The sequence below is a fragment of the Brevibacterium sp. S22 genome (assembly GCF_004745485.1).
Taxonomy (GTDB): Bacteria; Actinomycetota; Actinomycetes; order Actinomycetales; family Brevibacteriaceae; genus Brevibacterium.
Genome location: NZ_RHFG01000004.1, coordinates 195,067 through 221,931 on the forward strand (window position 1 = coordinate 195,067; position 26,865 = coordinate 221,931).

At 65.5% G+C, this 26,865-nt stretch carries 26 protein-coding genes; 15 read left to right on the forward strand and 11 right to left on the reverse strand.

Translation table 11 applies throughout. The features are described 5' to 3' along the window. Positions 1–46 precede the first annotated feature (46 nt). The 4 genes from EB835_RS06330 to EB835_RS06345 all read left to right on the forward strand — a co-directional run bounded on the left by EB835_RS06330 (position 47) and on the right by EB835_RS06345 (position 2,755). Positions 47–571: a MarR family winged helix-turn-helix transcriptional regulator gene (locus EB835_RS06330; RefSeq protein ID WP_135808612.1), complete on the forward strand. Its 525-nt coding sequence runs from the start codon at positions 47–49 to the stop codon at positions 569–571. Positions 572–715: 144 nt separating this feature from the next. Further along, positions 716–1,054 carry a VOC family protein gene (locus EB835_RS06335; RefSeq protein ID WP_135808613.1) on the forward strand — a complete coding sequence of 113 codons (339 nt, stop codon included), beginning with the start codon at positions 716–718 and terminating at the stop codon, positions 1,052–1,054. Next, positions 1,051–1,905 carry an NAD(P)H-binding protein gene (locus tag EB835_RS06340; RefSeq protein WP_135808614.1) on the forward strand — a complete coding sequence of 285 codons (855 nt, stop codon included), beginning with the start codon at positions 1,051–1,053 and terminating at the stop codon, positions 1,903–1,905. The genes EB835_RS06335 and EB835_RS06340 overlap by 4 nt, the downstream gene beginning before the upstream one ends. Next, positions 1,895–2,755 carry a sigma-70 family RNA polymerase sigma factor gene (locus EB835_RS06345; protein WP_135808615.1) on the forward strand — a complete coding sequence of 287 codons (861 nt, stop codon included), beginning with the start codon at positions 1,895–1,897 and terminating at the stop codon, positions 2,753–2,755. Before EB835_RS06340 ends, EB835_RS06345 begins: the two co-directional genes overlap by 11 nt. 72 nt (positions 2,756–2,827) lie before the next feature. Here the strand turns inward: EB835_RS06345 and gabT are convergent, their stop codons facing one another. From gabT to EB835_RS06365, 4 genes are all read right to left on the reverse strand, one after another. Then, the gene (gene gabT / locus EB835_RS06350; protein ID WP_168216643.1) at positions 2,828–4,192 is read right to left on the reverse strand and encodes a 4-aminobutyrate--2-oxoglutarate transaminase; all 1,365 of its coding nucleotides are present in this window, start codon (positions 4,190–4,192) and stop codon (positions 2,828–2,830) included. A 207-nt stretch (positions 4,193–4,399) separates the two neighbouring features. After that, complete coding sequence (locus tag EB835_RS06355) at positions 4,400–5,611, reverse strand: CAF17-like 4Fe-4S cluster assembly/insertion protein YgfZ (RefSeq protein WP_135808616.1); 1,212 nt, start codon at positions 5,609–5,611, stop codon at positions 4,400–4,402. A gap of 1 nt (position 5,612) precedes the next feature. Next, positions 5,613–6,212, reverse strand: a complete 600-nt coding sequence (locus tag EB835_RS06360) for a heme-binding beta-barrel domain-containing protein (protein ID WP_135808617.1) — start codon at positions 6,210–6,212, stop codon at positions 5,613–5,615. Positions 6,213–6,478: 266 nt separating this feature from the next. Next, complete coding sequence (locus EB835_RS06365) at positions 6,479–7,282, reverse strand: ammonia permease (RefSeq protein ID WP_240688585.1); 804 nt, start codon at positions 7,280–7,282, stop codon at positions 6,479–6,481. Positions 7,283–7,501: 219 nt separating this feature from the next. Between EB835_RS06365 and EB835_RS06370 the strand changes: the two genes are divergently transcribed. The 5 genes from EB835_RS06370 (at position 7,502) to EB835_RS06390 (ending at position 13,459) form a co-directional block, all read left to right on the forward strand. After that, positions 7,502–8,305 (forward strand): class I SAM-dependent methyltransferase, encoded by an 804-nt coding sequence (locus EB835_RS06370; RefSeq protein ID WP_168216644.1) that lies wholly within the window; start codon positions 7,502–7,504, stop codon positions 8,303–8,305. 126 nt (positions 8,306–8,431) lie between these two features. Beyond that, complete coding sequence (locus EB835_RS20765) at positions 8,432–9,322, forward strand: winged helix-turn-helix domain-containing protein (protein ID WP_135808680.1); 891 nt, start codon at positions 8,432–8,434, stop codon at positions 9,320–9,322. After that, positions 9,319–10,332 carry a mycothiol synthase gene (gene mshD / locus EB835_RS06380; RefSeq protein ID WP_135808619.1) on the forward strand — a complete coding sequence of 338 codons (1,014 nt, stop codon included), beginning with the start codon at positions 9,319–9,321 and terminating at the stop codon, positions 10,330–10,332. The genes EB835_RS20765 and mshD overlap by 4 nt, the downstream gene beginning before the upstream one ends. 11 nt (positions 10,333–10,343) lie before the next feature. Further along, the gene (locus EB835_RS06385) at positions 10,344–12,488 is read left to right on the forward strand and encodes an RNA degradosome polyphosphate kinase (protein WP_135808620.1); all 2,145 of its coding nucleotides are present in this window, start codon (positions 10,344–10,346) and stop codon (positions 12,486–12,488) included. Continuing rightward, positions 12,485–13,459 carry an NUDIX hydrolase gene (locus EB835_RS06390; protein ID WP_135808621.1) on the forward strand — a complete coding sequence of 325 codons (975 nt, stop codon included), beginning with the start codon at positions 12,485–12,487 and terminating at the stop codon, positions 13,457–13,459. The genes EB835_RS06385 and EB835_RS06390 overlap by 4 nt, the downstream gene beginning before the upstream one ends. A gap of 84 nt (positions 13,460–13,543) precedes the next feature. On the opposite strand, the gene EB835_RS06395 is transcribed toward EB835_RS06390, so the two are convergent. Further along, positions 13,544–14,353, reverse strand: coding sequence for a methyltransferase domain-containing protein (locus EB835_RS06395; protein ID WP_135808622.1), 810 nt, complete (start codon positions 14,351–14,353; stop codon positions 13,544–13,546). A gap of 297 nt (positions 14,354–14,650) precedes the next feature. Between EB835_RS06395 and pstS the strand changes: the two genes are divergently transcribed. The 4 genes from pstS to pstB all read left to right on the forward strand — a co-directional run bounded on the left by pstS (position 14,651) and on the right by pstB (position 18,936). Then, on the forward strand, positions 14,651–15,745 hold the full coding sequence (gene pstS, locus EB835_RS06400) for a phosphate ABC transporter substrate-binding protein PstS (protein ID WP_240688590.1): 1,095 nt from the start codon (positions 14,651–14,653) through the stop codon (positions 15,743–15,745). 247 nt (positions 15,746–15,992) lie between these two features. Beyond that, positions 15,993–16,883, forward strand: a complete 891-nt coding sequence (gene pstC, locus EB835_RS06405; RefSeq protein ID WP_240688591.1) for a phosphate ABC transporter permease subunit PstC — start codon at positions 15,993–15,995, stop codon at positions 16,881–16,883. Between the two features lie 5 nt (positions 16,884–16,888). Further along, positions 16,889–18,037 carry a phosphate ABC transporter permease PstA gene (pstA, locus tag EB835_RS06410; RefSeq protein ID WP_135808625.1) on the forward strand — a complete coding sequence of 383 codons (1,149 nt, stop codon included), beginning with the start codon at positions 16,889–16,891 and terminating at the stop codon, positions 18,035–18,037. Positions 18,038–18,156: 119 nt separating this feature from the next. Then, entirely contained in the window at positions 18,157–18,936 is a 780-nt protein-coding gene (gene pstB / locus EB835_RS06415) for a phosphate ABC transporter ATP-binding protein PstB (RefSeq protein ID WP_135808626.1), read from the forward strand. A gap of 459 nt (positions 18,937–19,395) precedes the next feature. On the opposite strand, the gene EB835_RS06420 is transcribed toward pstB, so the two are convergent. After that, positions 19,396–20,049 (reverse strand): winged helix-turn-helix transcriptional regulator, encoded by a 654-nt coding sequence (locus tag EB835_RS06420; protein WP_135808627.1) that lies wholly within the window; start codon positions 20,047–20,049, stop codon positions 19,396–19,398. A gap of 109 nt (positions 20,050–20,158) precedes the next feature. Between EB835_RS06420 and EB835_RS06425 the strand changes: the two genes are divergently transcribed. Beyond that, positions 20,159–20,719, forward strand: a complete 561-nt coding sequence (locus EB835_RS06425) for a dihydrofolate reductase family protein (protein WP_135808628.1) — start codon at positions 20,159–20,161, stop codon at positions 20,717–20,719. Positions 20,720–20,974: 255 nt separating this feature from the next. On the opposite strand, the gene EB835_RS06430 is transcribed toward EB835_RS06425, so the two are convergent. The 3 genes from EB835_RS06430 to EB835_RS06440 all read right to left on the reverse strand — a co-directional run bounded on the left by EB835_RS06430 (position 20,975) and on the right by EB835_RS06440 (position 24,251). After that, complete coding sequence (locus tag EB835_RS06430) at positions 20,975–22,072, reverse strand: hypothetical protein (protein WP_135808629.1); 1,098 nt, start codon at positions 22,070–22,072, stop codon at positions 20,975–20,977. A gap of 86 nt (positions 22,073–22,158) precedes the next feature. After that, positions 22,159–22,797: a response regulator gene (locus EB835_RS06435; RefSeq protein WP_135808630.1), complete on the reverse strand. Its 639-nt coding sequence runs from the start codon at positions 22,795–22,797 to the stop codon at positions 22,159–22,161. Further along, the gene (locus EB835_RS06440; protein ID WP_168216645.1) at positions 22,782–24,251 is read right to left on the reverse strand and encodes a sensor histidine kinase; all 1,470 of its coding nucleotides are present in this window, start codon (positions 24,249–24,251) and stop codon (positions 22,782–22,784) included. The genes EB835_RS06435 and EB835_RS06440 overlap by 16 nt, the downstream gene beginning before the upstream one ends. A gap of 111 nt (positions 24,252–24,362) precedes the next feature. Here EB835_RS06440 and EB835_RS06445 point away from each other — a divergent pair, with 111 nt between their 5' ends. Continuing rightward, positions 24,363–24,821: a DUF4383 domain-containing protein gene (locus EB835_RS06445; RefSeq protein ID WP_240688586.1), complete on the forward strand. Its 459-nt coding sequence runs from the start codon at positions 24,363–24,365 to the stop codon at positions 24,819–24,821. 229 nt (positions 24,822–25,050) lie between these two features. On the opposite strand, the gene EB835_RS06450 is transcribed toward EB835_RS06445, so the two are convergent. Both EB835_RS06450 and EB835_RS06455 read right to left on the reverse strand, forming a co-directional pair. Further along, positions 25,051–26,064, reverse strand: coding sequence for an inorganic phosphate transporter (locus tag EB835_RS06450; RefSeq protein WP_135808632.1), 1,014 nt, complete (start codon positions 26,062–26,064; stop codon positions 25,051–25,053). Between the two features lie 3 nt (positions 26,065–26,067). Then, a complete protein-coding gene (locus EB835_RS06455; protein ID WP_135808633.1) occupies positions 26,068–26,688 on the reverse strand; it encodes a DUF47 domain-containing protein in 621 nt (206 codons plus the stop codon). Positions 26,689–26,865 lie beyond the last annotated feature (177 nt).

The window sequence follows — 26,865 nt, forward strand, 5'->3', positions numbered from 1 at the left end:
CCCTTCATAGCACAGAATGATTCTTCTGCGCTACTATATATGGGTGATGGATAACTCGAACCAGACTGCACGCAGCGGTCAGATCTCCTCTGCAGCCTTCCTCCTCTCCCAGGTGGGAGCCTTTGCAGCCGGACAGTTCGCCGCACGTTTGGAGCCGCTGAGCCTGAACCCCGGCGATGTCGGCATCCTCAGGCTCATCGCGGCGGAGACGAGCCTGAGTCAGCAGGGACTGGCGAACCGCCTCGGCGTCGCTCCGAGCCGCGTCGTTGTACTGATCGACGCTCTGGAGAAGAACAACCTCGTAGCGAGGGAGCGAAGCGCACGTGACCGTCGCACCTACGAGCTTCACCTCACCGACGAGGGGCGGGCGGTGATGAAGGAGATGCGAACGATCGGCTCGTCCCACGAGGCGGAGATCACCGCAGCTCTGAGCGCTGTCGAACGCGAAGAGCTGATTCGACTGCTGGAGAAGATCGCATCCAGCCACGACCTGACCCCGAAAGTGCACCCGGGATACCGAGCCCAGGACACGACGAACCGCGGCGGAACTCGCCAGTCATCACAGAGTTGACCGCGAAGGGAGACTGTCTGCAGCACTGCCGCGTCGGTTCCAAGCCCAACCCCTTCTGACATCTGTCACATTCGAGACCGACGAATCGTCAGAGAACTTGAGGACGCACACAGGGTGCGTCTCAACGAACGGATGGAGGAAGTCATGGGTTTCGACACGATCATCGTGCCGGTGTCCGATCTGGCACAGGGAAAGAAGTTCTACGGCACCTTGCTGTCCACTGCTCCGATGGTGGATGAGTCATACTACGTCGCATTCGACGACGCAGGAGTTCAGGTCGGCCTGGATCCACACGGAACACCCGGAGGACGCGGGGCACTGCCCTACCGCGAATGCGAAGACATCGCTGAGACGATCCGCAGATCGTTGGAGCTGGGCGCGAGCGTCATCAGCGAGCCCCGCGACGTCGGCGGAGGGAAGCTCGTGGGAGTGATCTCCGACCCTGACGGCAACGAGATCGGCTTGACGCAGGCGGCGTATTGAGCACTGTCGCCGTCACCGGCGCCTCCGGCGCGATCGGCTCACGTGTCGTCAGTGAGCTGGCCGCCGGCGGCACCGACGTGCTCGCGATCGTTCGCCGGCCGGGGTCGGCTCCGCCAGGCCCCGGCATCTGCGAACGCGCTGCACACTACGATGACCCGGACTCGCTGACGGGGGCCTTCTACGGTGCGCAGTCGCTGGTGTTCATCGGCAGCGACGGCGAAGCCGACCGAATGCTCATGCATCACCATCACATTCTCACCGCAGCCATGAGCAACGGCATTGCCCGCATCATCTTCCTCAGCTCCCAGGATGCGGATCCGTCGTCCCCCTTCTGCTACGCGCATCCGTACGCAGTCACCGAATCATGGCTGCACACCTCCGGCGCTCACACGATCATCGTCAGGGCAGGCCTCTACTCGGAATTCCTCGGCAGGTGGGTGAAATCGGCAGCGCATGAAGGAAGTCTGCGTCTGCCCATGTCTTCGGGACAGGTCGCTCCCGTCGCACGTGCCGATGTCGCCCGCGCACTCGTGGCGGCTGCCGATTCGCAGGAACAATCGACGTACGTCGTGACGGGCCCTCGAGCTTACGGCCTCGGCGGCCTGGCCCGGGCAGCGGCGAAGCTGACGGGGACGGTCGTAGACTCAATGCCATGCCATCCGGGCGAATTCGCGGCGATTCTGGCCGAACGCGAACCCAGCGCCTGGTGGCGCTACGCATACTCCACGATGTTCGACGCCATCGCGCTGGGACGATTCGCTGCAGTCACCGACGATCTGCGGCGCCTCACCGGCAGTGCGGGCATCGACCTCGATGAAGTGCTGGGCTCAGGTGGGGACAATGGATTCTGATCACGCCGATGAGCTTGCGCTCAGGTTCGACGCGGAGCGACCACGACTGACCGCACTGGCAATTCGCCTGCTGGGAGATCAGCACGCCGCCGAGGACGCTGTGCAGGAGGCTTGGCTGCGGCTGTCTCGCCAGGACGCCAGGAGCATCGACAGTCTCCCGGCGTGGCTGACCACCGTCGTCTCCCGCATCTGCCTCGATCAGCTGCGCGCCCGCCGTCCCGAGGTCCTCTCCGAGGAACGGCCCGATTCGTCGGCCGCCCACTCCGATGATTCTCCGTCCGAAGCGGCTGTGCTGGCCGAATCACTCAGCGAGGCCCTCGTCGTGGTGCTCGAGACCCTCAGCCCACTGGAGCGGCTGGCGTTCGTGCTGCACGACCTCTTCGACGTCCCCTTCGTCACAATCGCCGAGATTCTGTCCATCAGTCACGCCGGGGCACGCCAGCATGCCAGCCGAGCCCGTCGCCGGATCCGCGGCCAGAGCCAGGGGCGCCGGTCGACGGACTATCACCTCGTCGCTGCCTTTCTCGAGGCATCACGAGGCGGTGACTTCGCAGAACTGATCAGTCTGCTGGCGCCGGACGCCGTCCTCGAGGTCGATGCCGCCGCTCGCGCCCTCGGTGCCGAAGACCTGCGCACCGGGCAGCTGATCGCAGACACCTTCAGTGGCCGAGCACGCGGGGCAGCGCTGACAACCGTCGACGGGCGGGCCGCCGCGGTCTGGATGCACCGCGGCCGAGCGCGCATGCTCTTCACCTTCGGCATCCGCGGCGGAAGGATCACACGCATCGACATGACCGCCGATCCCGACACGCTCTCGGAATACACACGCTCACGCTCCACAGCGCAGTAACCCCTCCAGAACTACCTGACGGCGGCTCTGCAACCTCGCGCGAGGTTGCAGAGCCGCCGTCAGGTAGTAATTTTAGGGGAGGAGTTCTGCGAGGGCGGCCTCGACGACGTCGAAGGCGTCGTTGAGCAGCTCGTCGGAGATCGTCAGCGGCGGCAGGAAGCGCAGGATGTTGCTGAAGGTTCCCGTGGTGAGCACGAGCACGCCGTTCTTCGCGCAGTAGTCCGCGATCCTCTTCACCAGGTCCGCGTTCGGCTCGATCGAATCGCGCTCGACGAACTCGGCGGCGATCATGGCACCGCGGCCGCGGATGTCGCCGACCTCGGGGTACTTCGACTGCAGCTTGGTCAGACGGTCGACGATGATCTCGCCGATGGCCAGCGCACGCTCGGGCAGCCCGTCCTCTTCATAGGCTGCGATGGCGCCGAGCGCTGCGGCACAGGCGGCTGGGTTGCCGCCGTAGGTTCCGCCGAGGCGGCCCGGTCCGACCGAGTCCATGATCTCCGCGCGACCGGTCACAGCTGAGAGCGGCAGACCGCCGGCGATGCCCTTGGCCGTGGAGATGAGGTCGGGCACGATGCCCTCCCACTCGGAGGCGAACATCTTGCCGGTGCGGGCGAATCCGGCCTGCACTTCGTCGGCGACGAAGACGATGCCCTTCTCGCGGGCGTAGTCGACGAGCGTGGGCAGGAAGCCCTCGGCCGGGACGATGAATCCGCCCTCGCCCTGGATGGGTTCGATGACGATCGCGGCGACGTACTCGGAGCCGATCTGCTTCTCGATCATCGTGATGACGCGCTTGGCTGCATCCTCACCGCTGATCTTCGTGCCGGCCGCATCGTTGTCGCGGTACGGGTAGGACATCGGTGCGCGGTAGACCTCACCGGCGAAGGGACCGAAGCCGGCCTTGTAGGGAGCGGCCTTTGCGGTCATCGCCATGGTCAGGTTGGTGCGGCCGTGGTAGGCGTGGTCGAAGACGACGACGGCGTCGCGGCCGGTGTGCGCGCGTGCGATCTTCACGGCGTTCTCGACAGCCTCGGCGCCGGAGTTCAGAAGCACGGTGCGCTTCTCGTGGTCACCGGGGCTCAGACGGTTGAGGGCTTCGGCGACCTCGACGTAGCTCTCGTACGGATTGACCATGAAGCAGGTGTGGGTGAAGGCCTCGAGCTGTGCCTTAGCGGCCTCGACCACACGGGGATTCGCATTGCCGGCTGTGGTCACGGCGATGCCCGATCCGAGGTCGATGAGCTGGTTGCCGTCGGCGTCCTTGAGGATGCCGCCGCCGGCTGCCACCACGTAGGCCGGCAGGCTCGAACCGACACCGGTCGCCACGGCTGACTTGCGACGTTCCTCGATCTCACGGGACTTCGGTCCCGGAATCTCAGTGACGATCTTACGTTCCTGCGGCAGAGCTTCGCCGCCAATCTCCAAAGCTGTCATAAGGGGAAGAATAGGGGCTACCGACGCTTTTTGTCACTTACCGTCCGAGGGCTGAGCAGAACTGACTGCCGCGGAGAGACGAAGCCATGGATTCTGCGCCAATGGGGTACGGATTCCGTTGCCGTGCGTCGGCCGCCCAATCCTCATCTCGGACGGCGAGGACCGGCAGCAGAAGCAGCGCCGGGTCGCGCCCGGCACCCGCTCAGATCAGCGGTTCTGGCTGCGGGCGTCGACGTCCTTGTTCCGTTCCGGAAGGACGCGCTCGTGTTCGCGCATGGGCACGACGATCGTCTCCTGAGCGCCGACGACGTGTTCCCCGTCGCCGATTTCGAAGCTCAGCCCCGCATCGGGGGACAGATTCCGTTTGACCACGGCCAAACCGATCGGACCGAGCTCCCAGTGCACGGTCACCGAGGTCAGAGTGCCCACGGGGCGTTCGGACCCGCGGACTTCGGCGAGCACGTCGGCGCCGGGATCCGGAGCGATGTGCCCGGACCCGTCGAGATGGACGAAGGTCAGACGCCGAGGCGGCTGTCCCAGATTGTGCACACGCGCCACTGCCTCTTGACCGCGGTAGCAGCCCTTGGCCAGGTGCACAGCTGTGCGCAGCAGGTCGAGTTCGCCGACGAGTGCCTTGTGGTCGATTTCGTTCCGGCCCGGCCTCCAGGCGGCGATCCGCAGGGCCTCCCAGGCATCGAAGCCGGCCATATCGAAGCTCTTCGCAGACAGCCCCTGCAGGTCAGAGCGTTTGACGATGCCGATGACGAACGGAGTCTCGAGGCCGGGATGGTCGGTGCCGGCGACTTCCTGGCCGATGTCGATCTGCGCATAGGAGGCCGAACCGCTCCCGATATGCGGCCACGGATCGGACCAGATCCGGGTGACCGGCAGAGACTCCGGCAGAGAGGTGATGGCGCCGAAGCACTGATAGTCGTCGCTGAGATCCTCGATCTCGACCCGCATCATGAAGACCATCCTGCGCAGGAAGTCCAGCGTCTCGTCGGTGCTCAGGTCGCTGATGGCCCACAGGGCCTCACCATCGTCGACGATCTTCAGCCAGCCCTGGATGCGGCCGTTCGGGTCGAGCACGAGGGTTTCGGTGGACACACCGGGAGCCAGGGAGTCGATCTTCTGTGTGGTGATCGAGTTCAGCCAGGTGAGACGGTCGGGTCCACTCAGACGCAGCACGCGGAGGTGGGCGAGGTCGACGAGACCGTCCTTCTCCGCGAGCAGTCTCTGCTCACGCAGGGAGGCCCCGTAGTGGATGGGAGTCTCGGCGAGTTCGCCGGCCCCGAGCACCGCGGTCGAGCTCAATCCGCGGGCAAGAGACGAGCGCCGAACCGCCTCGGCGGGTGTGTCGGTGTTCTCCGGCGATGGCGAATCGGAGGGAACAGAATTCGGCGACACGGGATCATTCATCTTAAGACAGCTTCTTCAATCTGGCAGAGGAGTGGGAGGCGAGTTCGTGGCCCATGGCTGCCATATCCCAGGCCCACATGAGTTCGCCGCCGACGAGGCCGTACATCCGCGTCGAGGCGGTGTACTCCTTCGCGGTCTTCGTTCGGGCCACCACATCGGTGGCCAAGTCGATGCGCGGCCCCTTGACGGTGCCGGCGTAGAGTTCCATGACTCCGTGCGGATGAACGACCTCGGCTTCGATCTCGAAGGCGTCGTCGTTCGTGCGCAGGGTCTCGACCGCGGCGGCCGAGGTGAAGCTCTGCGGCTCGGTGGGCACCATCATTCCCGGGCCGACGTCTCCGGCATCATGCTGGCGCACGAGCTGCCAGATGCCGGTCTCCAGAGTCAGGGTCGATTCGAGTTCACCGGATTCGTCGAGCAGCCATGCATGTGCGGTGTACTGGAGGAACGGTGTGCCCTCATGGGCGACGAAGTCGATGCGCTGGCCGAACTGCTTCTCAGGAGTGTCCGCATAGCCGACGACACCGACGCCCTCCCAGGACCCGATCAGCCAGGACAGTGGGACGAGCTCCGGATGGACCGAGGCATCAAGTTCGATCATGGGAGATCAGCGGTTGTCTTTGAACAGCGCGGTGACGACCTTGACTCCGACGCCCAGGGCACCGAGCGCGGCGATGCCGACGAGGCTGGAGAAGACGATTTCGAGAGCAACAAGATTATCCATGCTCCCAGTCTACAGTTCCTGGCAATGTGTTGTGCATGCAGCCCGGGGGCGCGACCGTGGTCCGCGAGACCCAAACCGCGACACCCAGATACGGACTGTGCGGCCTGTGCAGCGCAGCTCAGGAAGCACCTGTGCGGCGCAGCTCAGGAAGCGACGCGCTCAAGGGCGTAGACGACGACTCCGCCGAGTGCGATCGGAGCAGCACCGAGGGCGAGCTGAACGGCGAAGCTGCGGGCCTTCTCGACATTCTTCTTCACCTCGATGTTCTGCGAGGCCTCGAGGTTGGCGGCCTGGAACTTCGCATAGGCGACGAGCCCGAGCATCCGGTCGACCGCGGCCACGAGCAGACCCATGACGACACCCAGGACGAGCGCGGTGGGCAGGGAGATCGCCGCAGAGAACACGAGCACCGACAGGATCCCTGCCACGGCCGCAGACATGGCGATGGCCAGGGGTGAGGTGTAGATCGCCGGCCACGGCAGCGCGGTCATGCACTGCGCCACGATGAGTGAGGCGAGGCCGATGACGATGGCCTCCTTGTCACCGGGGACCGTGATCGCCGCGACCCAGGTGCTCGCGGACAGGACGATGACGAGGCCGGAGACCTGCGCGGACACGTTCGCCACCGCATAGGAGGCGCCGATTCCGCGGGTGAGGTTCTGCACGAACGTCCACAGCAGACCCAGGCCCGCGAGGACGGGCAGCCAGTCGAGATAGGGAGCCGTGGAATCCTGCCAGGCGGCGTAGAGTCCGCCGACCCCGAAGAGGGCGAGCATGATCGAGGTCGCCCGCGGCTGCGGGGAGTCCGTCAGGCGCGGCCAGCCATAGGCGACGCCGAAGACGATGAGCCCGGTCGCAAACAGGAACAAGGTATAGCCCCAGTACACGGAGGCACTGAGGGCCAACACCAGCACCAGGGCGACGGCTACTCGAATCCATCTGATCACAGCACTATCGTGCCTTATCGAGCAGCGACACGGCGATTCGACTGGGCACGGCCGGCTGTTCGGATCGGGCAGGAGAGTCTGGTTCGCGGGCATGACTGTGAGGATCGACGAGCCCTGGCTGCCGACGTCGAGCAGCAATATTCTTCAGGGGACGCAGAGGAGCATCGGCGCAGCGGTGGAAGTCCGCCGCAGCATGCGCCGACTCCGAAGGGAGAAACCGTGAAGAATGTGAAGGCCGCCGCGGCGCACGATCGATACCTTTTCGACAGCGGCACCGACCTCGGCGGAGCGCAGCTCAACTATCTCTCCGCTCTGCTCGACGGAACCACACGGTCGGTCCTCGGGTCGCTCACCCTGGCCGAGCGGCCGCGCTGCCTCGAGATCGGCGCCGGCAACGGGTCCGTGGCGCGGATGCTCGCCGAGGAGTTCAGCGGACAGGTGATGGCCGTCGACCTCGACGTCGACCACCTGGAGCCCTCCCCCGGCGTCGAGGTCGACCGGTACGACATCCGCGACGGTGTTCCTGCCGGACCATACGACCTCATCCACACCCGGTTCGTGCTCGTCCACCTGCCCTCGCGCCGCGAGATATTCGCCCGCCTCATCGACGCACTGTCCCCCGGCGGTTGGCTCGTCATCGCCGATATGGGCTTCGCCGGAGAGCTGCTGACCGCCCCTGAAGAGTCCGACCATCAGCTGTGGCGAAAGTACTATCACGCCGCGAGTCGGATCGTCGGTCCCGCCGCCGGACATGACTACGGCTGGGCGGAGCAGGTCGAACGCGAGATGTATGCCGCCGGACTCATCGACATCGCAGCCGAGCACCTCGTCCCGCTCGCCCGAGGCGGCGGGCCTTGGACTCGGTACCACTCGAATCTCAGTCTGCAGGCTGAGGAAGCCTTCCTCAGCGCAGGGCTGAGCCGTGCTGAGCTGACCCGCTTCCGCGCAATGCTCGCCGACCCGAGATTCCGAGCACGATTCTTCACCGTGACCTACACGGTCGGGCAGAAACCGCCGCGCTGATCCCGCCTGGCCCTGCCGTGCTGCCGCCGTCCCGCCGCCGCCTGTCAGCGGCGGACGTCAGCGCCGTCATCGTCTCTCGCTATAATTTGGCTCAGACGACGGGCGCCGAGGAGGTGGATGCAGCACATGCGGATTCTGCACATCTGCCCTACGGCCAGACTCGACGCTCCCCTCGCTCCCGAATCCCTGCAGTACCTCGGCCACCGGATCGACCGCTGCGGCCCCGACGGTCTGCCCGACCGGGCCTCCGAATCCCCCGAGATCGATGTCGTCATCGCCGATGCCTGCCTCGACCTGTCACTGGCACCGCGGATCACCGAACTCCTCGCCGAGGCGCGGATCACCGCACCCGTCATCGTCGTCCTCGGTGAGGGCGGGCTCGCGACGGCCTCGGCGAAATGGGATGTGGCCGACCTCATCCTCACCACGGCCGGCCCCGCCGAGGTGGAAGCGCGGCTGCGCGTGGCCCGCGACCGTCACGCCGCATCCTCGTACGACGGCTCCGGCGCCGGATTCTCCGGCGGGGCGCATGCCGGTGTCGGCCGTCTCGGCGCGGAGGGCGCCCCAAGGGGATGGGGGCCGGTTCGCACCGGACGCGGACCCGTCGGCACGTCCCGCGGAACATCGTCGAGTCGCCTCGGTGAGACAGGCGACGGCGGCCCGTGGAATGCCGACGGCGAACCGATGATCGTCGTCACCGGGGCCCTGCGCATCGACGAGACCGCGTTCACCGCCGAACTCGGCGGACGCGGCCTCGACCTGACCTACCGGGAATTCGCCCTGTTGAAGTTCTTCGCCTTACACCCCGAACGGGTCTTCACCCGCGACGAGATCCTGCTCGCCGTATGGGGCGACGACTACTTCGGCGGCACCCGCACCGTTGACGTGCATGTTCGCCGCCTCCGTGCGAAACTCGGCAAAGACCTTGAGAACGCCATCCACACCGTACGCAACGTCGGCTATCGCTTCAGCGCCGACAGCGTCACAGACACAGACTCAGAGGACGTGACGGCATGAGAATCCACGCCAGCGGAGCAATCGCCTCCACCCCGATCGACACCCTCACCGAGGATGAGCTGAGGTTCCTCGACGACGTGGCAGCGGCCGACGGCGCCCCGGAGATCTCCGGCGGACTCATGGCCATCGCCGCCGGTGAGGACACCGCACACGAGGCGCAGACCGCCTCGAGCGTATGGCGCATCTACGCGGGCGACACCACCGCAGACGACTCGCCTGCCGACACTGCCGACACCGCAGACGGCGAACTCATCGGATTCGGAATCCGCGCCCTGCAGGGTGACCGTCACGCCGCCGAATTCCTCATCGCACCCGACCACCGCGGCCAGGGCCTCGGCGAACAGCTCCTGACAACGATCCTGGATGAAGAGCCCGAAGCCTGGTGTTGGTCCCACGGCGACCATCCGGCCGCAGCACACCTCGCACAGAAGTACGGACTCGGCCGTGATCGCGTGCTCTATCAGATGCGCACCGACACCGGACTGAGCCTCGACGGCCTCCCCCAGAGCATCAGTCCCGAGAGAGTCGAGATCCGCTCCTTCGCACCCGGCGACGAGGACGGTTGGCTGGCCGTGAACAACGCCGCCTTCGACTGGCACCCCGAACAGGGCGGCCAGACCCGCGCCGACATCGACGCCGTCGTCACCGCCGCGGACTTCGATCCCGACACCTTCATCATCGCCGCCCGTGAAGGTGAGATCATCGGTTTCCATCAGACGAAGATCACGGACACGGATGGCCAGGGCCGCCTCGGCGAGGTCTATGTCGTCGGCGTCGATCCGCGCATCCACGCCAAGGGCGTGGGCAAGGCGCTGACGATCGAGGGGATGCGGCGGATGGTGGCCGTGGGAGCGGACGTCATCGAACTCTACGTCGAATCGGACAACGCCCCGGCGCTAGGCTTGTACGAGCGACTGGGATTCCACGTCGCGGTCGCGCACGTGGCCTATGCACCGGCCTCCGCCGAGGTCACCGGCACTGATTCTGCGAGCACGGCGTCGAACGAGTAAGGAGCAGAACGTTGTACGACATCGCAGCGTCCGGAAAAGAACTGGGTCTGCCCGAGCCGGCAGACCGCTTCCTCGATCGCGAACTCAGCTGGCTGGCCTTCAACGAACGCGTCCTCGACCTCGCCTCGGATCCGGAGATCCCGCTGCTCGAACGCGTCCGGTTCCTCTCGATCTTCGCGACCAACCTCGACGAATTCTTCATGGTCCGCGTCGCCGGCCTCAAACGCCGCATCAACACCGGTCTGGCCGTGCCCAGCGTCACCGGCCGCATGCCCGCGCAGGTCATGCACGATATCGGGGTGCGCGCATTCGAGCTGATGAGCCGGCATGCCGCGCTGCTCAAGGACGATATCGGCCCCCGCCTCGACGCGGAATCGATCACGAAGGTCCAGGTCGAGGACCTCACCGAGGACGAACGACACCGCGTCGACGAATTCTTCTTCGGCCACGTCTACCCCGTCCTGACCCCGCTGGCCGTCGACCCGGCGCACCCGTTCCCCTATATCTCGGGCCTATCGCTCAACCTCGGCGTGCTCCTGCGGTCGCCGGATTCAGGCAAGGAGTTCTTCGCCCGCGTCAAGGTCCCCCCGCGTCTGCCCCGGTTCTTCAACGTCGCCGAGGCGACCGACCGACCCGCCGGACGCGACGTCCCGGCCCGCTTCGTCGCCCTCGAGGACATCATCGCCGAACACCTCGGCACTCTGTTCGAAGGAATGGAGATCGTCCACCATTCGACCTTCCGCGTCACCCGCAACGAGGACCTCGAAGTCGAAGAGGACGATGCGGAGAACCTGCTCAAGGCGCTGGAGAAGGAGCTCCTGCGACGCCGGTTCGGTCCGGCCGTGCGCATGGAGATCACGGAGAACATCCACCCCCGTGTGCTCGAGATGCTCAAGGACGAGCTGGGCATCCATGACTCCGAGATCTACCATCTGCCCAGCCCGCTGGATCTGTCGGGCATGTCCGATATCGCCGATGTGCCGCGCGATGATCTGCACTACCCGAAGATGGTCCCGCAGATGAACAAGGACCTGTCGCTGCGGGAGTCCAGCGATCAGGTCGATGTCTTCGACGCGGTGGCCAGCCGGGACATCCTGCTGCACCACCCCTACGATTCGTTCTCCACGAGCGTGCAGGCCTTCCTCGAGCAGGCTGCGGCGGACAAGAACGTCCTGGCGATCAAGCAGACGCTCTACCGCACCTCCGGGGACTCGCCGATCATCGACGCCCTCGTCGATGCCGCGCAGGCCGGCATCCAAGTCCTCGCCGTCGTCGAGATCAAGGCCCGGTTCGACGAGGAGGCCAACATCACGTGGGCCCGCAAGCTGGAGCGCGCCGGCGTCCACGTCGTCTACGGAATCGTCGGACTCAAGACTCATGCGAAGCTCTCGCTCGTCGTCCGTCAGGAGGCCGAAGGACTGGTCAGGTACTGCCACGTCGGCACCGGCAACTACCACCCGAAGACCGCCCGCGGCTATGAGGACTTCGGGCTGCTGACACGCGACCGGACAGTCGCCGATGATCTGACGAAGCTGTTCAACCAGCTCTCCGGCTACGCGCCACGCTCCGAATACTCACGATTCCTCGTCGCTCCGAGCAACGTCCGCTCCGGACTCATCGACCTCATCGACTCCGAGATCGCGATTGCGGAATCCGGCGGTGCCGGCCAGGTGCGGATCAAGGTCAATTCGATCGTCGACGAGGCCATCATCGACGCCCTCTACCGGGCGTCTCAAGCCGGAGTCGCCGTCGAAGTGTTCGTCCGCGGGATCTGCGCCCTGCGCCCCGGAATCGAAGGGCTGAGCGAGAACATCACCGTCCGCTCCGTGCTCGGACGCTTCCTCGAACACTCTCGCGCCTTCGTCTTCGGCAACAGCGGCGACCCGATCGTCTACATCGGTTCGGCCGATATGATGCACCGCAATCTCGACCGTCGGGTCGAAGCGCTCGTGCAGATCGTCGACGACGGCCACCGGGCGGAGATCATCGAACTCTTTGATCTCGTCTTCGCCCCGACCACCTCGGCGTTCGATCTCGCCGGCGACGGCAGATGGACCCGCCGGACCCACGATGACGAGGACAACCTCCTCGCCGACTATCAGACGGAGCTCATCCGTTCGCACCGGAAGCGTCGGCGAATCGGGGATGAAGCGTGAGCCGCTCCGAGGTCGCCTCGGCCCAAGCGTCATCGCGTGTGACCGCCGATGTCCTTGCCGCCGGGGCCGTGTGTTGGAGGCGCGGGCCGGACGGGCTCGAGGTGGTGCTCATCCACCGTCCGAAGTACAACGACTGGTCGTGGCCCAAAGGCAAGGTCGACCCGGGCGAGACGCTGCCGGAGGCCGCGGTCCGCGAGGTCAAGGAGGAGACGGGGCTCGATATCCACCTCGGCATCCCGCTGCCGTCTGCCGAATACACGGTCGGAAAGAAGACTCTGAAGAAGGTCTTCTACTGGTCGGCCGAGGTCAGGTCTGAGTCCGCCTTCGCCCCGATGAACAAGCGAGAGGTCGACCGGGCCGAATGGTTCCCGATCGACACAGCCCGGTCCAAACTGACCGCATTCGCCGATCGAGAACAGCTCGACGCACTGGAGAAATTCGCTGAGACGGATGCGCTGAGAGCGTGGCCGCTCATCCTCGTCCGCCACGGGAAGGCGTTCCCTCGTTCGAAGTGGTACGAGACCGAGCATGTGCGCCCGCTGCTCAAGCTCGGCACCCGTCAGGCCATGGCGCTGACCGGGCTGTTGGGAGCGTGGGGAGTTCGGAAGCTCGTCTCGAGTCCGTGGAAGCGATGCATGGCCACACTGACACCGCTGTCTGCCGCGACGGGCAAGTCGATCAAGAAGGTGCCGACGCTCAGCGAGAAGGCGACCGCGGCGAACCCGGACAGGACCGCCCGCTATATCGAGAAGCTGCTGGCGAAGGGCAAACCCGTCATCTACTGCACGCATCGGCCGGTGCTGCCGACGATCTTCTCCGTCTACGCCGCTCATGCCCCGAAACGCGTGGTGGCGAAGCTGCCGAAGGACGACCCGTATCTCAAGCCGGGCGAGGTCCTCATCGCCTATGTGCGGCCCGGACCGGTGCCGCGAATCGTCGAGATCGAACGCGTCCGCCCCATCGACAGCTGACGCTTCAGATCGCGGACGAACCGATTCTGGTCCGCCTCGGCGAGGGCCGGGTTCAGCAGAGGTCCGCCTCGGCGAGGGCCGCGTTCAGCCGAGTCTGCAGTAGGCGCCGTACATGACCGGCCCGAGGAGGGTGGCGTCTTCGGCGTCCAGCTCGTCGGTGAGCCGCTGCGTGAGTGAGTCGACTCCGAGCTCGTCAGCGTTCACGATTCCCTGCTCTTCGAGGTAGGGCAGCAGAGCGTTCAGGGCATTGACCCATCCGAAGCTCGGTGCTTCCGCCCCACCGCCTACCGGAGCGCTCAAGGTCAGATGCGGGTCGGGCAGCCCGGCCGCGCGGAAGGCTGCGAAGAGGTCACGTCCCAACCTGCTGTGGATCCCGAATGTTTCGAAGGCCTGCAGCACCAGTTGCCTCACGCGGTCCAACAGCGGCGTCTCCACGCTCGCCCAGTCCTGAGAGAGGTCGAGCTCGTGCATGACCAGCAGGCCTCCGGGGCGCAGGTGCTGGGCGAGACGCTCCAGCACCTCGACGGGGCTGCGCAGATGCATGAGCACAGCCCTGCCGACGATCGCGTCGAACTGCCGACCGAGGGCGAGGGAACCGAGATCCGCCTCGGCGAATTCGATCTCCGGCCGATGCCTCAATCGGTTCCGGGCCCCGTCGAGGGCAATGCGGTCACGGTCGACGGCGAGCACATGCCCGTCCGGGCCGACGAGATCGGCGGCGATGACAGCGACGTCGCCGGCACCGGTGCCGATGTCGAGGACGCTCATGCCCGCGGTGATTCCCGCTTCGTTGTGCAGCTGTCTGGTCAGCGGGTCGAACACGACCGACTGGTCGCGCAGTCGTGAGTGTTCGCCGGCGGATTCTCCGAGGACATAGCGGTTCTGTTCGGTCATGGAAGCGACCGTAGGGACTGGGGTCGGTCCGGGGCAAGGAATCGACGAACCTCAGAGTACGTGCACGCGTACGGGGAGGGCCGCCTCGGCGAGGGACTGCCGGTCCCGGCAATGATCCTTTCACGAATCCGGCGCCGTCTGTGATCAAGCACTCAAAGCGGTTCCAACCCTTCGCCGCTCGTTCACCTTCCATTCACGTTCCACCTCCTTGCACTTCACGCGTGATCTTTAGCGTGGATCACGAGCAATCGAGAACTCTCGAGCTGTGTCCACAACATGAAAGGCATCTTCGTGAAGATGAAGCATCTCGCCCCCTCCGCTGCGATCCTCGCGGTCGGCGCCATCACCCTCTCGGCCTGCGGCGGAGCCTCCGCCACCGGCGAAGAGGCCTCCGGCGGCGACAGCGACCTGCAGGGCACCCTGACCGGCATCGGCGCCTCTTCGCAGAAGGCCGCCATGGATGCGTGGACAGCGGATTTCACCTCGGAGAACTCCGGCGTGACCGTCAACTACTCCCCCGATGGCTCGGGCGCCGGCCGTGAACAGTTCCTCGCCGGCAACGCACAGTTCGCCGGATCCGATGCCCACCTCGACGACGAAGAGGTCAAGGCCGGTGAGGAAGCCTGCGGCGCCGACGGAGCCTACGAGTTCCCCGTCTACATCTCCCCCATCGCCGTGACCTTCAACGTCGAGGGCGTTGACGAGCTCAACCTCTCCCCAGCCACGATCGCGAAGATCTTCAAGGGCGACATCACGAACTGGAACGACGAGGCCATCAAGGCCGACAACCCGGACGCCGACCTGCCGGATCTCAAGATCACCGCCGTTCACCGTGCCGACGATTCGGGCACGACTGAGAACTTCGCCGAGTACCTCAAGGCCACCGCCGAGAAGGACTGGGACGCCGAGGTCGACGGCAACTTCCCGAAGGAGTACGGCGGCGAAGCCGCGCAGGGCACCGATGGTGTCATCCAGACCGTCTCGGACACCGACGGAGCCATCGGCTATGCGGATGCCTCTGCCGTCGGTGAGCTCTCCACCGCGAAGGTCAAGGTCGGCGACGAGTTCGTCGAGCTCTCTCCGGAAGCCGCCTCGAAGGTCGTCGACGCCTCTGAGAAGGTCGAGGGACGCAGCGAAGGCGACCTCGCCTTCGACCTGGCCCGCGACACCACCGAGTCCGGCGCCTACCCGATCGTGCTCGTGTCCTACCACCTCGTCTGCTCGTCGTATTCGGACCAGGAGACCGTGGACATGGTCAAGGCGTGGGAGAAGTTCGTGGTTTCGGAAGAGGGACAGCAGTCCGCAGCCGAATCCGCCGGGTCCGCCCCGCTGTCGGACGACCTGCGCAAGCAGATCGAAGAAGTCATCGACTCGATTGAGGTTGCAGGCTGATTTCGGCCTCTGACCTGGAGAAATAGCCAGTCGGGAGCGGCGCAGAATCCCTGCGCCGCTTTTCCGCGCCTGTGGAGCCACCCCGGTTCCACCACAAGTCACATGAGGAGCACTTGTGCCGACCAGCACACAGACCACTGAGTCAGGCCCAACCGGGCCGGGCTCCACGCCCGAGTCCGGGCAGAAGCCGCCGAGCCGGAGTTCCGCGCCGCGGCAGCAGAAGGCCGTCGTCCGGCCCGGCGACCGCATCTTCTCCGCCGCCACACTGATCGCCGGGATCCTGATCCTGGTGATCCTCGCCGGCGTCGCCCTGTTCCTTCTCGCACAGTCGAAGGACACCATCGCCGCGCAGATCAGCGATCCCTCCCAGATCACCGGCGGCAAAGGCTTCCTCTCCTATGTCTGGCCGCTGGTCATCGGCACGCTCATCTCGGCAGCCATCGCACTGATCGTCGCGACTCCCTTCTCATTGGGCATCGCACTGTTCACCACGCATATGGCCCCCCGCAAGCTGGCCCCGGCCCTCGGCTACGTCATAGATCTGCTCGCGGCCATTCCCTCGGTCGTCTACGGCCTGTGGGGCATCGCGCTGGCCGGGAACCTCACCGGCTTCTATCTGTGGCTGTCGAAGTGGTTCGGCTGGATTCCGATCTTCGCTCCGGCGGCAGACGGATCGGTGTCGCAGACGGGCCGGACCCTGCTCACCGCCTCGCTCGTACTCTCGATCATGATCCTGCCGATCATCACCTCCCTGACCCGGGAGATCTTCCTCCAGACCCCGCGCCTGCAGGAAGAAGCGGCGCTGGCCCTCGGTGCCACCCGCTGGGAGATGATCCGCATGGCAGTGCTGCCCTTCGGCAAGTCCGGAATCGTCTCGGCCACCATGCTCGGCCTCGGTCGCGCACTCGGCGAGACCATGGCTGTGGCCATGATCCTCTCGCCCGGCATCCTCACCGCATCGCTCGTCGTCAGCGGCAATCAGACAATCGCATCCGAGATCGCGCAGAACTTCCCCGAGGCAGCAGGTCTGCGCCTGTCCGAACTCATCACGGTCGGCCTCGTGCTCTTCGTCATCACCCTGCTGGTGAATATGGGAGCTCGCGCCATCGTCGCCCGCACCTCGGTGAAGGGAAGTTGAGAACCATGACCACCACGCACACCACCACCGAGGCGGCCGTATCCAAACCGCCGAAGCTGACGTCGAAACAGCTGCCGAAAGCCACCCCGTGGATCGTCGCCATCGCCTCGATCCTTGTCGCGATCCTCATCAGCTTCATCGCGTTCGGCGGCTTCAACATCCCCGTCGTGGCCGTCCTCGCCGGACTCATCAACGCGATCGCGGTCTTCGCGGTCTCCGCGGCCTACGAGGGCCGCCGCAAGGCCGTCGACCGAATCGCGACAACCGTCGTCACCTCGACGTTCATCCTCGCATGCGTTCCCCTCATCTCACTGCTGTGGCTGACCGCGTCGAAGGGCGGAGCCGCCATCAGCGGAGACCTGCTCACCCGCACCATGCTCGGCATGAAGGGCGTCCTCGACCAGCAGTACGTCGCCGGGGAGGTGACTCTGGCCGGCGGCTTCTACCACGCCATCGTCGGCACCGTGCTCATCACCGCGGCCGCCTGCATCATCTCGATCCCGATCGGCGTCCTCACCGCCATCTACCTCGTCGAGTACTCGAACAAGAACCGCCTGGGCAAGGCGATCACCTTCCTCGTCGACGTGATGACCGGAATCCCCTCGATCGTCGCCGGCCTCTTCGCCTTCGCTCTGTTCTCCACGATCGCGAATGTGCTCATGCCCGGGTCTGCGGGAATCGCGAAGACCGGCTTCACTGCGGCCGTGGCGCTGTCGGTGCTGATGATTCCGATCGTCGTGCGCAATACGGAGGAGATCCTCCGCCTGGTGCCGATGGATCTGCGCGAGGCCTCCTACGCTCTGGGCGTGCCGAAGTGGAAGACGATCGTGAAGATCGTGCTGCCCACCTCGGTGTCGGGAATCCTCTCCGGTGTCACCATCGCCATCGCCCGCGTCATCGGCGAGACCGCACCCATCATGGTCACCGCCGGGTTCGCCAAGACACTCAACTGGAATCTCTTCTCCGGCTGGATGTCGACGCTGCCGACGTTCATCTACGACTCTCAGCTGCGCCCGGTCTCGCCGGGAGCCGCCGCCCTGGCCAGCTCGGAACGCGCTTGGGCCGCGGCCCTCGTGCTCGTCGCCCTCGTCATGGTGCTCAACCTGCTCGCCCGCATCATCGCGAAGGTGCTCGCACCGAAGGCCGGACGCTGATGTGCGGCGCGGACGCGCGAGGTGACCTGGTCACGGTGCGGCCGCCTCGGCGATCATCGCAGCGGCGCATACCGGTCACGACCCTCTAGACTCATCACAATCCACGAATAGGAAACAGAATGTCCAAGCAGATCGACATCAAGGATCTCGACATCTTCTACGGCGACTTCCGCGCCGTCGACGGTGTGCAGATGCAGATCAAGCCGCGCTCCGTCACCGCCTTCATCGGCCCCTCCGGCTGCGGCAAGTCCACTGTGCTGCGCACGCTCAACCGCATGCACGAGGTCATCCCCGGTGCCAGCGTCTCCGGTGAGGTGCTCATGGACGGCAACGACATCTACGGCGCCGGCGTCGACCCGGTCAACGTCCGCCGCGAGGTCGGTATGGTCTTCCAGCGCGCGAACCCGTTCCCGACGATGAGCATCAAGGAGAACGTGCTCGCCGGGGTGCGTCTGAACAACAGGCGTCTGTCGAAGTCCGAAGCCGACGACCTCACGGAGCGTGCCCTGCGCGGCGCGAACCTCTGGAACGAGGTCAAGGACCGACTCAACCTGCCCGGCTCGGGCCTGTCCGGCGGTCAGCAGCAGCGGCTGTGCATCGCCCGCGCGATCGCCGTCGAGCCCGAGGTCCTGCTCATGGACGAACCGTGTTCGGCCCTCGATCCGATCTCGACCCTGGCGATCGAGGACCTCATCAACGACCTCAAGGACAAGTACACGGTCGTCATCGTCACGCACAATATGCAGCAGGCCGCTCGTGTGTCCGACAAGACCGCGTTCTTCAACATCGCCGGCACCGGCAAGCCCGGCAAGCTCATCGAGTTCAATGAGACCTCGACGATCTTCTCGAACCCGGACAAGGAAGAGACCGAGAACTACATCTCCGGCCGCTTCGGATGATCTGATCCGTGCCGGTCGCTTCGGGGACCTGAACTCACTGGTCGTTTCAGGGGATCTGAGCTCACTGGTCGCTTCGGGGACCTGAACTCACTGGTCGCTTCAGGGGATCTGAGTCCTCCGGTCTCTTCTCGGGGGACCTGAGCTCACTGGTCGCTTCGGATGATCTGAGCTCTCCGGCACGGTCGGCAGGAGGTCCGAACCGAGCGCTGGATCTGTCACGTCGACGGGTCCAGCACTCGGTTCGTCATCTCAGGCAGGCGGTTCACGGTTGTGCGGGTGAGCGGTTCACGGTCGTGCGGTTGGCCGGATCCGCCGACGCACGTCATTTTCCGGCCGGGTCCGCCGGCAGCCACGTCATTTTCCGGTCGGGTTCGCCGACGCACGTCATTGTCTGGTCGTTCCACGGCGTTCAGCCGCTCTGAAACACCGCGGATCGACCAGGGAATCCCTTGAACGAGCTCACTCTGCGGCCGGTGGGCTGCGGACGACCTCGTCGAGTGGTGCTCGGAAGGCACGGACGAACTCGGGCAGCAGGGATGCGTCACCGTCTGCGGTCACCGCTCCAGCCGCCACGGCTGCCTCCGCTTCACCATCGGCAAGCAGGCCCCGCAACCCCGGTCCACCGATGAAGAGCTGCGCGTGCGGATCAGCACCTTCGGCGACATCGACCCCGAACTCATGCACGACCGCATGGGCCACTGCCGGCCCCGCAGTCACTTCGACGGTGAATGGCCGCACTCTCACCTCGGTGCGAGATGACAGCAGAGCCGCAGCCAGCGAGCTGTCGGTGGGAACTTCGTCCTCGCGTGCAGCGGCCAGACGTCGAGCGCCCCAGCGGCCGAGTTCGATCAGCACAGGCTCGAGGTCCGAACCGTACTCGCTGAGACGATAGACGACGCTGCGCCCATCAATGCTGCGCTCGACGATCTCGGCAGCTTCGAGTTCACGCAGTCGTGTGGTCAGCAGGTTCGATGGGATGCCGGGGATGCCCTGCCGCAATTCATTGAAGCGCTTCGCGCCCACGAGAAGATCGCGGAGGATGATCAGAGACCACCTCTCGCCCAGAACCTCAGCTGCCCTGGCCAAACCGCAGAACTGCCCATACGCCTTCATGATTGACAGTCTAACCAGGATAGTTCACTATTGAAACTGCAGTTTACTTTTTAAACTGATATTCACTGCATCACGCTCGGCCCACACGACACTCGATGAGGAGATCATCATGAGCCGCACTGTCATCGGCGCACTGTTCCAATCGCTTGACGGTATCGCATCAGACCCGTTCAAGTTTCAGTTCGATTCCTTCGACGAGGAGGTGGGACAGTGGATGAACACGGCCATCGGAGGAGTCGACGACTGCATCCTCGGCCGTGTCACGTATCAGGAGTGGGAGAACCACTGGCCGAACCACACCGAAGGCGAAGACGCACCGTTCGCCGACTTCATCAACTCGACACCCAAGCACGTCGCCTCGACGACTCTGTCGCAGGCGGACCTCCGATGGGAGAACTCCACGCTCATCCAAGGAGACCTCATCGACTTCGTCCGTGAGCTCAAAGACACCTACGGCGGCAAGATCGCCGTCGAAGGGTCGATGTCGGTGGTCCGTCAGCTCGTCGAAGCCGAGCTCATCGACGAACTGACGCTGGCCGTCCATCCGGTCTTCGCCGGCAGCGGACGTTCGCTCTTCGAGGGAGGCACTACAACTCGGCTGGCACTCAAAGACCTGCAGCGCACCAGCAAGGGCAATCTGCTGGTCACGTACGGACCATTCGCCGGCTGACCGCCGGTCCTACAGGCGGGCAGTCCGATGGGTCGGCAATCCGACAGGTGGGCAGCCCGGCTGAACGGCACCCCGACGGGCGCAGTCCGACGGGGCAACCTCGACAGACGGGCTATGCCAGGTGAACAGGCAGCTCTTGGGGGCAGCCCGACGCCGATGAGGCGGACGATTCCCGTCCGCCTCATCGGTCGTGGTGAGCACTCGCTGTTCGGCTGTCACGTCTGTACTTCGGCTGTCACGTCTGCGCTTCGACTGTCAGTTCCGAGCTTCGGCTGTCAGTCGGCGTTCCCGGTAGGCAAAGGTCGCCCAGCCGAGGGCCACGGCCCAGACCGGGAAGAGCAGCGTCGGCCCGATCGTCGCCCACCAGCCGTCCGCGAAGACTTCAGGCATGCCTGAGAAGGCTGTGCGCACCAGGCCGACTCCGCCGGTGAAGATCGCCAACGACACGACCGTCGCAGGAATCGTCGCGAGAGTGATCGGCACTCGTCTCCCGCCCAAGGGACCGAGCCACGCAGGCAGCCGTTCTCCCCATTTCTGCACGAGCCCGAGTGTGAGCAGGATTCCTGCCACCGCGGCGAGGGCGAGCGCCAGGCCCGAATGCCAGAGCCCCACGCGCTGCCCTTCGTCGAAGAGGCCTTGGCTCAGACCGATCGGAATGCCGAGCGCCCAGAGAATCCGGGTCAGTGCGTAGAATCCCGGGACGACGACGGCCACGGCAACTGCGAGCTTCGCACTGGTCGAGACCGCGGTCGAACCGCTTCCTTCGGGTACCGCAGATCCGTCGACCGAACCGGCATCTCCGGCCGGATGCCGGTCACTGTTACTGCGCAACCCGGCCCGACGCGACCGTTCGGCGACGGCCCACACGACGAGCCACAGCAGCGGACCGATGAGCATGATCGCCTGCCAGATCACTGGAGCCGGGATCGGCGGGAACTGCAGGCTGAGCGCATAGCCCAGGTAGGCCAGCAGCAGAGTATCGGTGAAGAAGACGGTGACCACTGCGGTGATTGCGAGTGCGACGACTCCGAGGGCCCGGACCGCGGAAGGTTCGTGCAGTCGTTCCCGCACACGGGCCACGGTGAGCGGAACCGCAGAGAGGACGAAGCTCAGCAGAGCGACGAAGCCGACGACGCCGGTCATGACCGATATCGGGAGCGAGGCGATCGCCGAGGTGAACGCCCCGTCTTCGGATCCGGCCAGCGGTGCGCCGACGATTCCCAGACCCCAGAGGACCGACATGACGAAGAGGAAGAGCGACCACGCCGAGGCGGCCGCCAGTCCCGCCCGAACAGCGACGGGTGCGGGCTGTGATGGATGATGGACTGTGTGGTGGAGCTGTTTCTGTGTCATGCCTCCACATTCGCCCCCGCGGGCCTGCCACGGTCTCCCCCACAAGGGTGAACCCCGTCCCCGAGCGGGTGAAGTCCGATTCGGGCTCAGTGTGTGATGAACCCCGATTCGAAGGCCAGGATCACCGCCTGCGTCCGATCTCTCGCGCCGAGTTTCGACAGCAGCGAACTGACGTAGGTCTTGACCGTCTCCGCCCCGAGGAACATCTCACCGGCGATCTCGGCGTTGCTCATCCCCCGCGCCATCAGGGTGAGAACCTCCTGTTCCCGGCTGCTCAGCTGAGCCGAACTCACCAGATCGACGTGTCGGACCGACCGTGCCGCCATGTCCCGGATCTTCTGCGGATAGAGCAGCGCCTCTCCCCCTGCCACGGTGTGCACCGCTCTGATCAGCTCGTCCGGTTGAGCGCGTTTGAGGACGAAACCGTCGGCTCCCACACGCAAGGCCTCGAAGACGTAATCATCGCTGTCGAAGGTCGTGAGGATGAGCACCCGGGGCGACTCCTGCCGGTCCACGAGCAGCCGCGTGGCCTCCAACCCGTCGAGTCGGGGCATGTGCACATCCATGACGACGACGTCGGGACTCAGCCGAGTCACGAGATCCAGCGCCTCCGCCCCATCGCCGCCTTCCCCGACCACTTCGAGCCCCGGATCGGAGTCGATGATCGCGGCCAGTCCCGCGCGCACGAGCGGCTCATCGTCGATGAGGATCACCCTGATGGCCATGGCACCTGTCCCTCCGAATACGGCAGCCTCACCTGCAGAGCCCATTGTCCGCCATCGACTCCCCAATCCGCGTTCCCACCGAACAGCGCAGCTCTTTCCCCGATGCCCACGAGCCCCCGTGATTCCCTCGCCGAGGCGGCCGCCCCCTTCACATCGGACCTGCCGTCCGTGGCATCGGACCTGCCCTCGCTGACCGTGCCGAACGCGGGACCGGTGGCTCCGCAGGCATTGCGCGCAACCACCTGCACGCAGTCCGCACCGATGTCGATGGTCACGTCGAGGCCAGGCGTCGTCGCATGCCGCAGCGAATTCGTCACCGCCTCACGCACGATCCGGCGGAGTTCGCGGACCACCGCCGTGGGCAGTCCGCCGGAGTCTCCGCAGATCGTCAGCCGGGTGGGGTGACCGATGGAGCGGGCCTCTTCGGCCAAGCGGGTGATGTCGAGCATCGTTGGCCGAGGCGGCCGCGCACTTCCGCTGTCACCGTCGTCCGCGATCCCTCCGACATCAGCCTCGGCGCCGGCGATGTCGCCGGCGCCGCCCACCAAGTCTTCGACCTCGCTCACAGTGCCTTCGGCATCTGCCTCCGCGCGCAGCAGCGCGAGCACATGATCCAACTCAGCCACAGCGTCACGGCCGGTGCGAGCGATCTCGTCGACGGCCGCCTCGGCGAGTTTCTCATCCTGGGGCAGGGCGCGCTTGGCCACCGCTGCCTGCATCGTCATGATGGTCAGGGCGTGGCCGATCGAATCGTGGACCTCCCGGGCGAGGACGGTGCGGCGGAAACGACGGACGCGATCGGCCCCGGCGAGCGCAGCCCGGTCAGCGGCCGAGGGTCCGAGCAGGATCTGTGCATAGTGCGGCAGGAAATAGCCCTCGGCGATGATGAAGGCAGCGAGGAGGAGAAGAACCAAGGGTGCCAGGATCTGGATGAGTCCGGCGGGCAGGACGATGGCGGGCTCGGTCCACGGGCCGGCCGACGAATCCCCGCCTCCGCCCGGTGCCCCGCCGGTGGAACCCGCAATGCCGAGGAGCCCGTTCGACAGTTCCGAGGCCTGCTGCGGATCGGCGATCATCAGCGAAGCGGAGGGGATGACGACAACCACGGTGAGGAGGAGCAGTGCGCCGGCAAAGGCGTGACCGAAGTAGAACAGGGCACCGCGGACACGGTCGGAGGTGGTCGGCCGCCTCGGCGGGGTGGGGATGGACAGTTCGAGGAGGTGCTCGGCCAGGGTCCGCTCGAGCGCGCGGATCACAGCCAGGAACGCAGGAATGCACAACAGGATGAAGACGATGGTGCCGAAGACGAAGATGCCGAGGGCCAGAGACCGGTCGCTGGCCTCGTTCCACGCGGTGACGACCCAGATGATCACCGCGATATAGGGCACGGCGACGACCCCGCCGATCAGAAGGACCAGCAGTCTGCGCCACAGCTTCGCCGCCCAAGCTCCCATCGCCACCAGACTACAGCGGCGGACTGACACGACGATTCTGCGCGCAGCAGCCATCCGAATCGGCATCGGCTCCGAATCATCGATACCAGTCACCTTTGGGAAAGGATCGTCATGAATATCTCGATGTCGTCACAGTCGGCCGCAGCCTCACGCAGCACGCGTTCGCAGGTGCAGATGGTCTCGGGGCTCTTCGGCGCCGTGTTCCTGCTCGTGGGCATCCTCGGATTCGTCCCGGGCATCACCGCGAACCTCGGCTCGATCAGCTTCGCCGGACATCATACGGACGCGGCGCTGCTCGGTCTCTTCCAGGTCACGGTGCTCCACAACATCGTCCATCTGCTGTTCGGACTCGTCGGAATGCTCGGGCTCCGCTCGCGCGGATTGGCGAAGAACTACCTCATCATCGGCGGCATCATCTATGCGGTGCTGTGGATCTACGGGATGGTGATTCCGATGGAGTCGATGGGCAACTTCGTCGGGCTCAACACCGCCGACAACTGGCTGCACTTCGTCCTCGCTGCAGCCATGATCACCACCGGCTTCGTCTTCGGGCGGAAGTCGCGGGGCTGATCCGTCGACCGCTTCGTCGGGCTCGGCCCGGGCTGCGGCGAACCCCGCGCCCCCGCAAGACCCCCGGGCCCGGGTTCCGCCGACCCTGGGTCCTCCGCGGTTGGGTACCTCAGGGCCTGGGTACCTCCGAGTCTGGGTGCCTCCGAAACTCGGGTCCGCCACCCTGTCCGGGAAGTCGCCCTTGAGTGGGAGCCCAACCTCGCTCGGGAGGCCGACCTTGAGTGGGAAGTCAGAATCCGACGGAGACCTTGACGATCCATCCGAGCACCACGGCAAGCAGTGCTGCAGCGGGGATCGTCAGCAGCCAGACGCCGAACATCGGCAGAAAATACCGGGCTCTTGCGTGGCCCTTGCGCCCGGCGTACTGGGTGCCGAGGATCGATGAGCCGAGCACGAACGTCAATGACACAGGAACGCGCATGATCAGGGCGGCGGTGTACATGAGGATCGTGGCCGCGCCATCGGCGATGGAGGATTTGAGGGGATCGAGTCGGACCATGCGCACCGACAGCGTCTGGACCACTCGCCATCCGCTCAGACCGGTGCCCGCAGCCAGCGCCGCGGCGATGAGGAGACGCACCGGCCAGGAGATCTCGACGATGGACAGACCATCGTGCGGAGTCGCCTCGACGGCAAGAATCCCGACCATGACCAGGGCCGCGACCTTCTGTGCGTCCTGGACTCCGTGGACGAGCGACAGTGCCGCCGTGAGCACAGAATCGACCATGCGTGCACCGCGGAACAGCGGCTTCGGCGGAGCGGAGGCGAGTGCCCTCGACAGGATGAGTGTGAGCACCCATGCCAGGATGAATCCGAGGATGGGCGAGAGCACCAGCGGCCACACCACGGAGTCCATCGCCTCCCCGGTATTGACGGAGAAGCCGAAGATGATTCCGGCCCCGAGCAGTCCGCCGATGAGACAGTGGGTCGACGACACCGGCAGCGCCAAGCAGTACGTGAACAGGCTCCAGGTCGTGGCCGCAACGAAGGCGATGATCAGGCTGGTGAGGATGAGGTCGGCCGAACCGGAGAAGAGCACGATCTGGTTGGCCACGACGATGGCGATTCCCTCACCGAGGAGGGCGCCGATGAAGTTGAAGATGACGGCCAGGCTGAGCGCCCACCCGGGGCGCATCGCACGTCCGACGACCGCGTTGCCGACGGTCAGGGCGGCGTCGTGGAATCCGTTCGAGCCGGCGAAGATCACCGCGGCGATGACGACTGCCGCCAAGAGCAGCTCCACGGATTACGACTCCTTGATCGCGATGGCGGCGACGACCTTGCCGAGTTCGGTGAACCCGTGGGCGGCGCGGACGAAGGCCTGTCCGAGTTGGGACACGGCCGCCATATAGGTGAGCCCGCGTTTGGAGTTCGGCACCGCATCCGACATCCGCCACTGCAGGCTTTCGACCTGGTAGGTCAGCCGATTGATTGCGTCGACGTAGTCCCACTGGTCCAGTCTGCCCGGCAGCCGGGTGATCATCCGCGAGGTGTGGTCGGTCTGGTTCGACAGCACAGCAAGGGTCTCGGGGACGCCGGAGGGCAGCGGGTCGAAGGCTCCGGAAGCGAGAACGTATCCGACCCCGTGCAGCCGATGGCAGATCTCACGCATGTGGTGGCTGAGCAGGTAGAGGTCGTAGCGGTCGAAGGGGGTGATGTAGTTCTCGCGCAGCGCACGCAGCATCGCACCCATGTCCTCATCGGCGTTGTCCCCGATCTCGCGGAGGCGGTCAGCGACGTCGCGCCGCTCGCTGATTTCGATTCCGGAGAGCTCGGCGAGCACCAGGTTGCACTGCCGCATCTGAGAGACGAGATCGGACAACCGCTCGTAGAAGACAGTGTCCTGCGGTACCCGCTTGAGCCGCATGCGCTCCTCCTGCCCGGGGCCCGGACGAGCCGGACGAATGTGCATGGTGCCTGGGTGGTATGTGCCGAACGCTGGACCGAGAGCGCCTCTCGGCGGAAGGCCGCTCGAAGCGGCTGAATTTGGAGCCCGGGGCTTCAGCGATCCAGCGTCCGGTGGCCCGAAGGCCACCCCCTACGA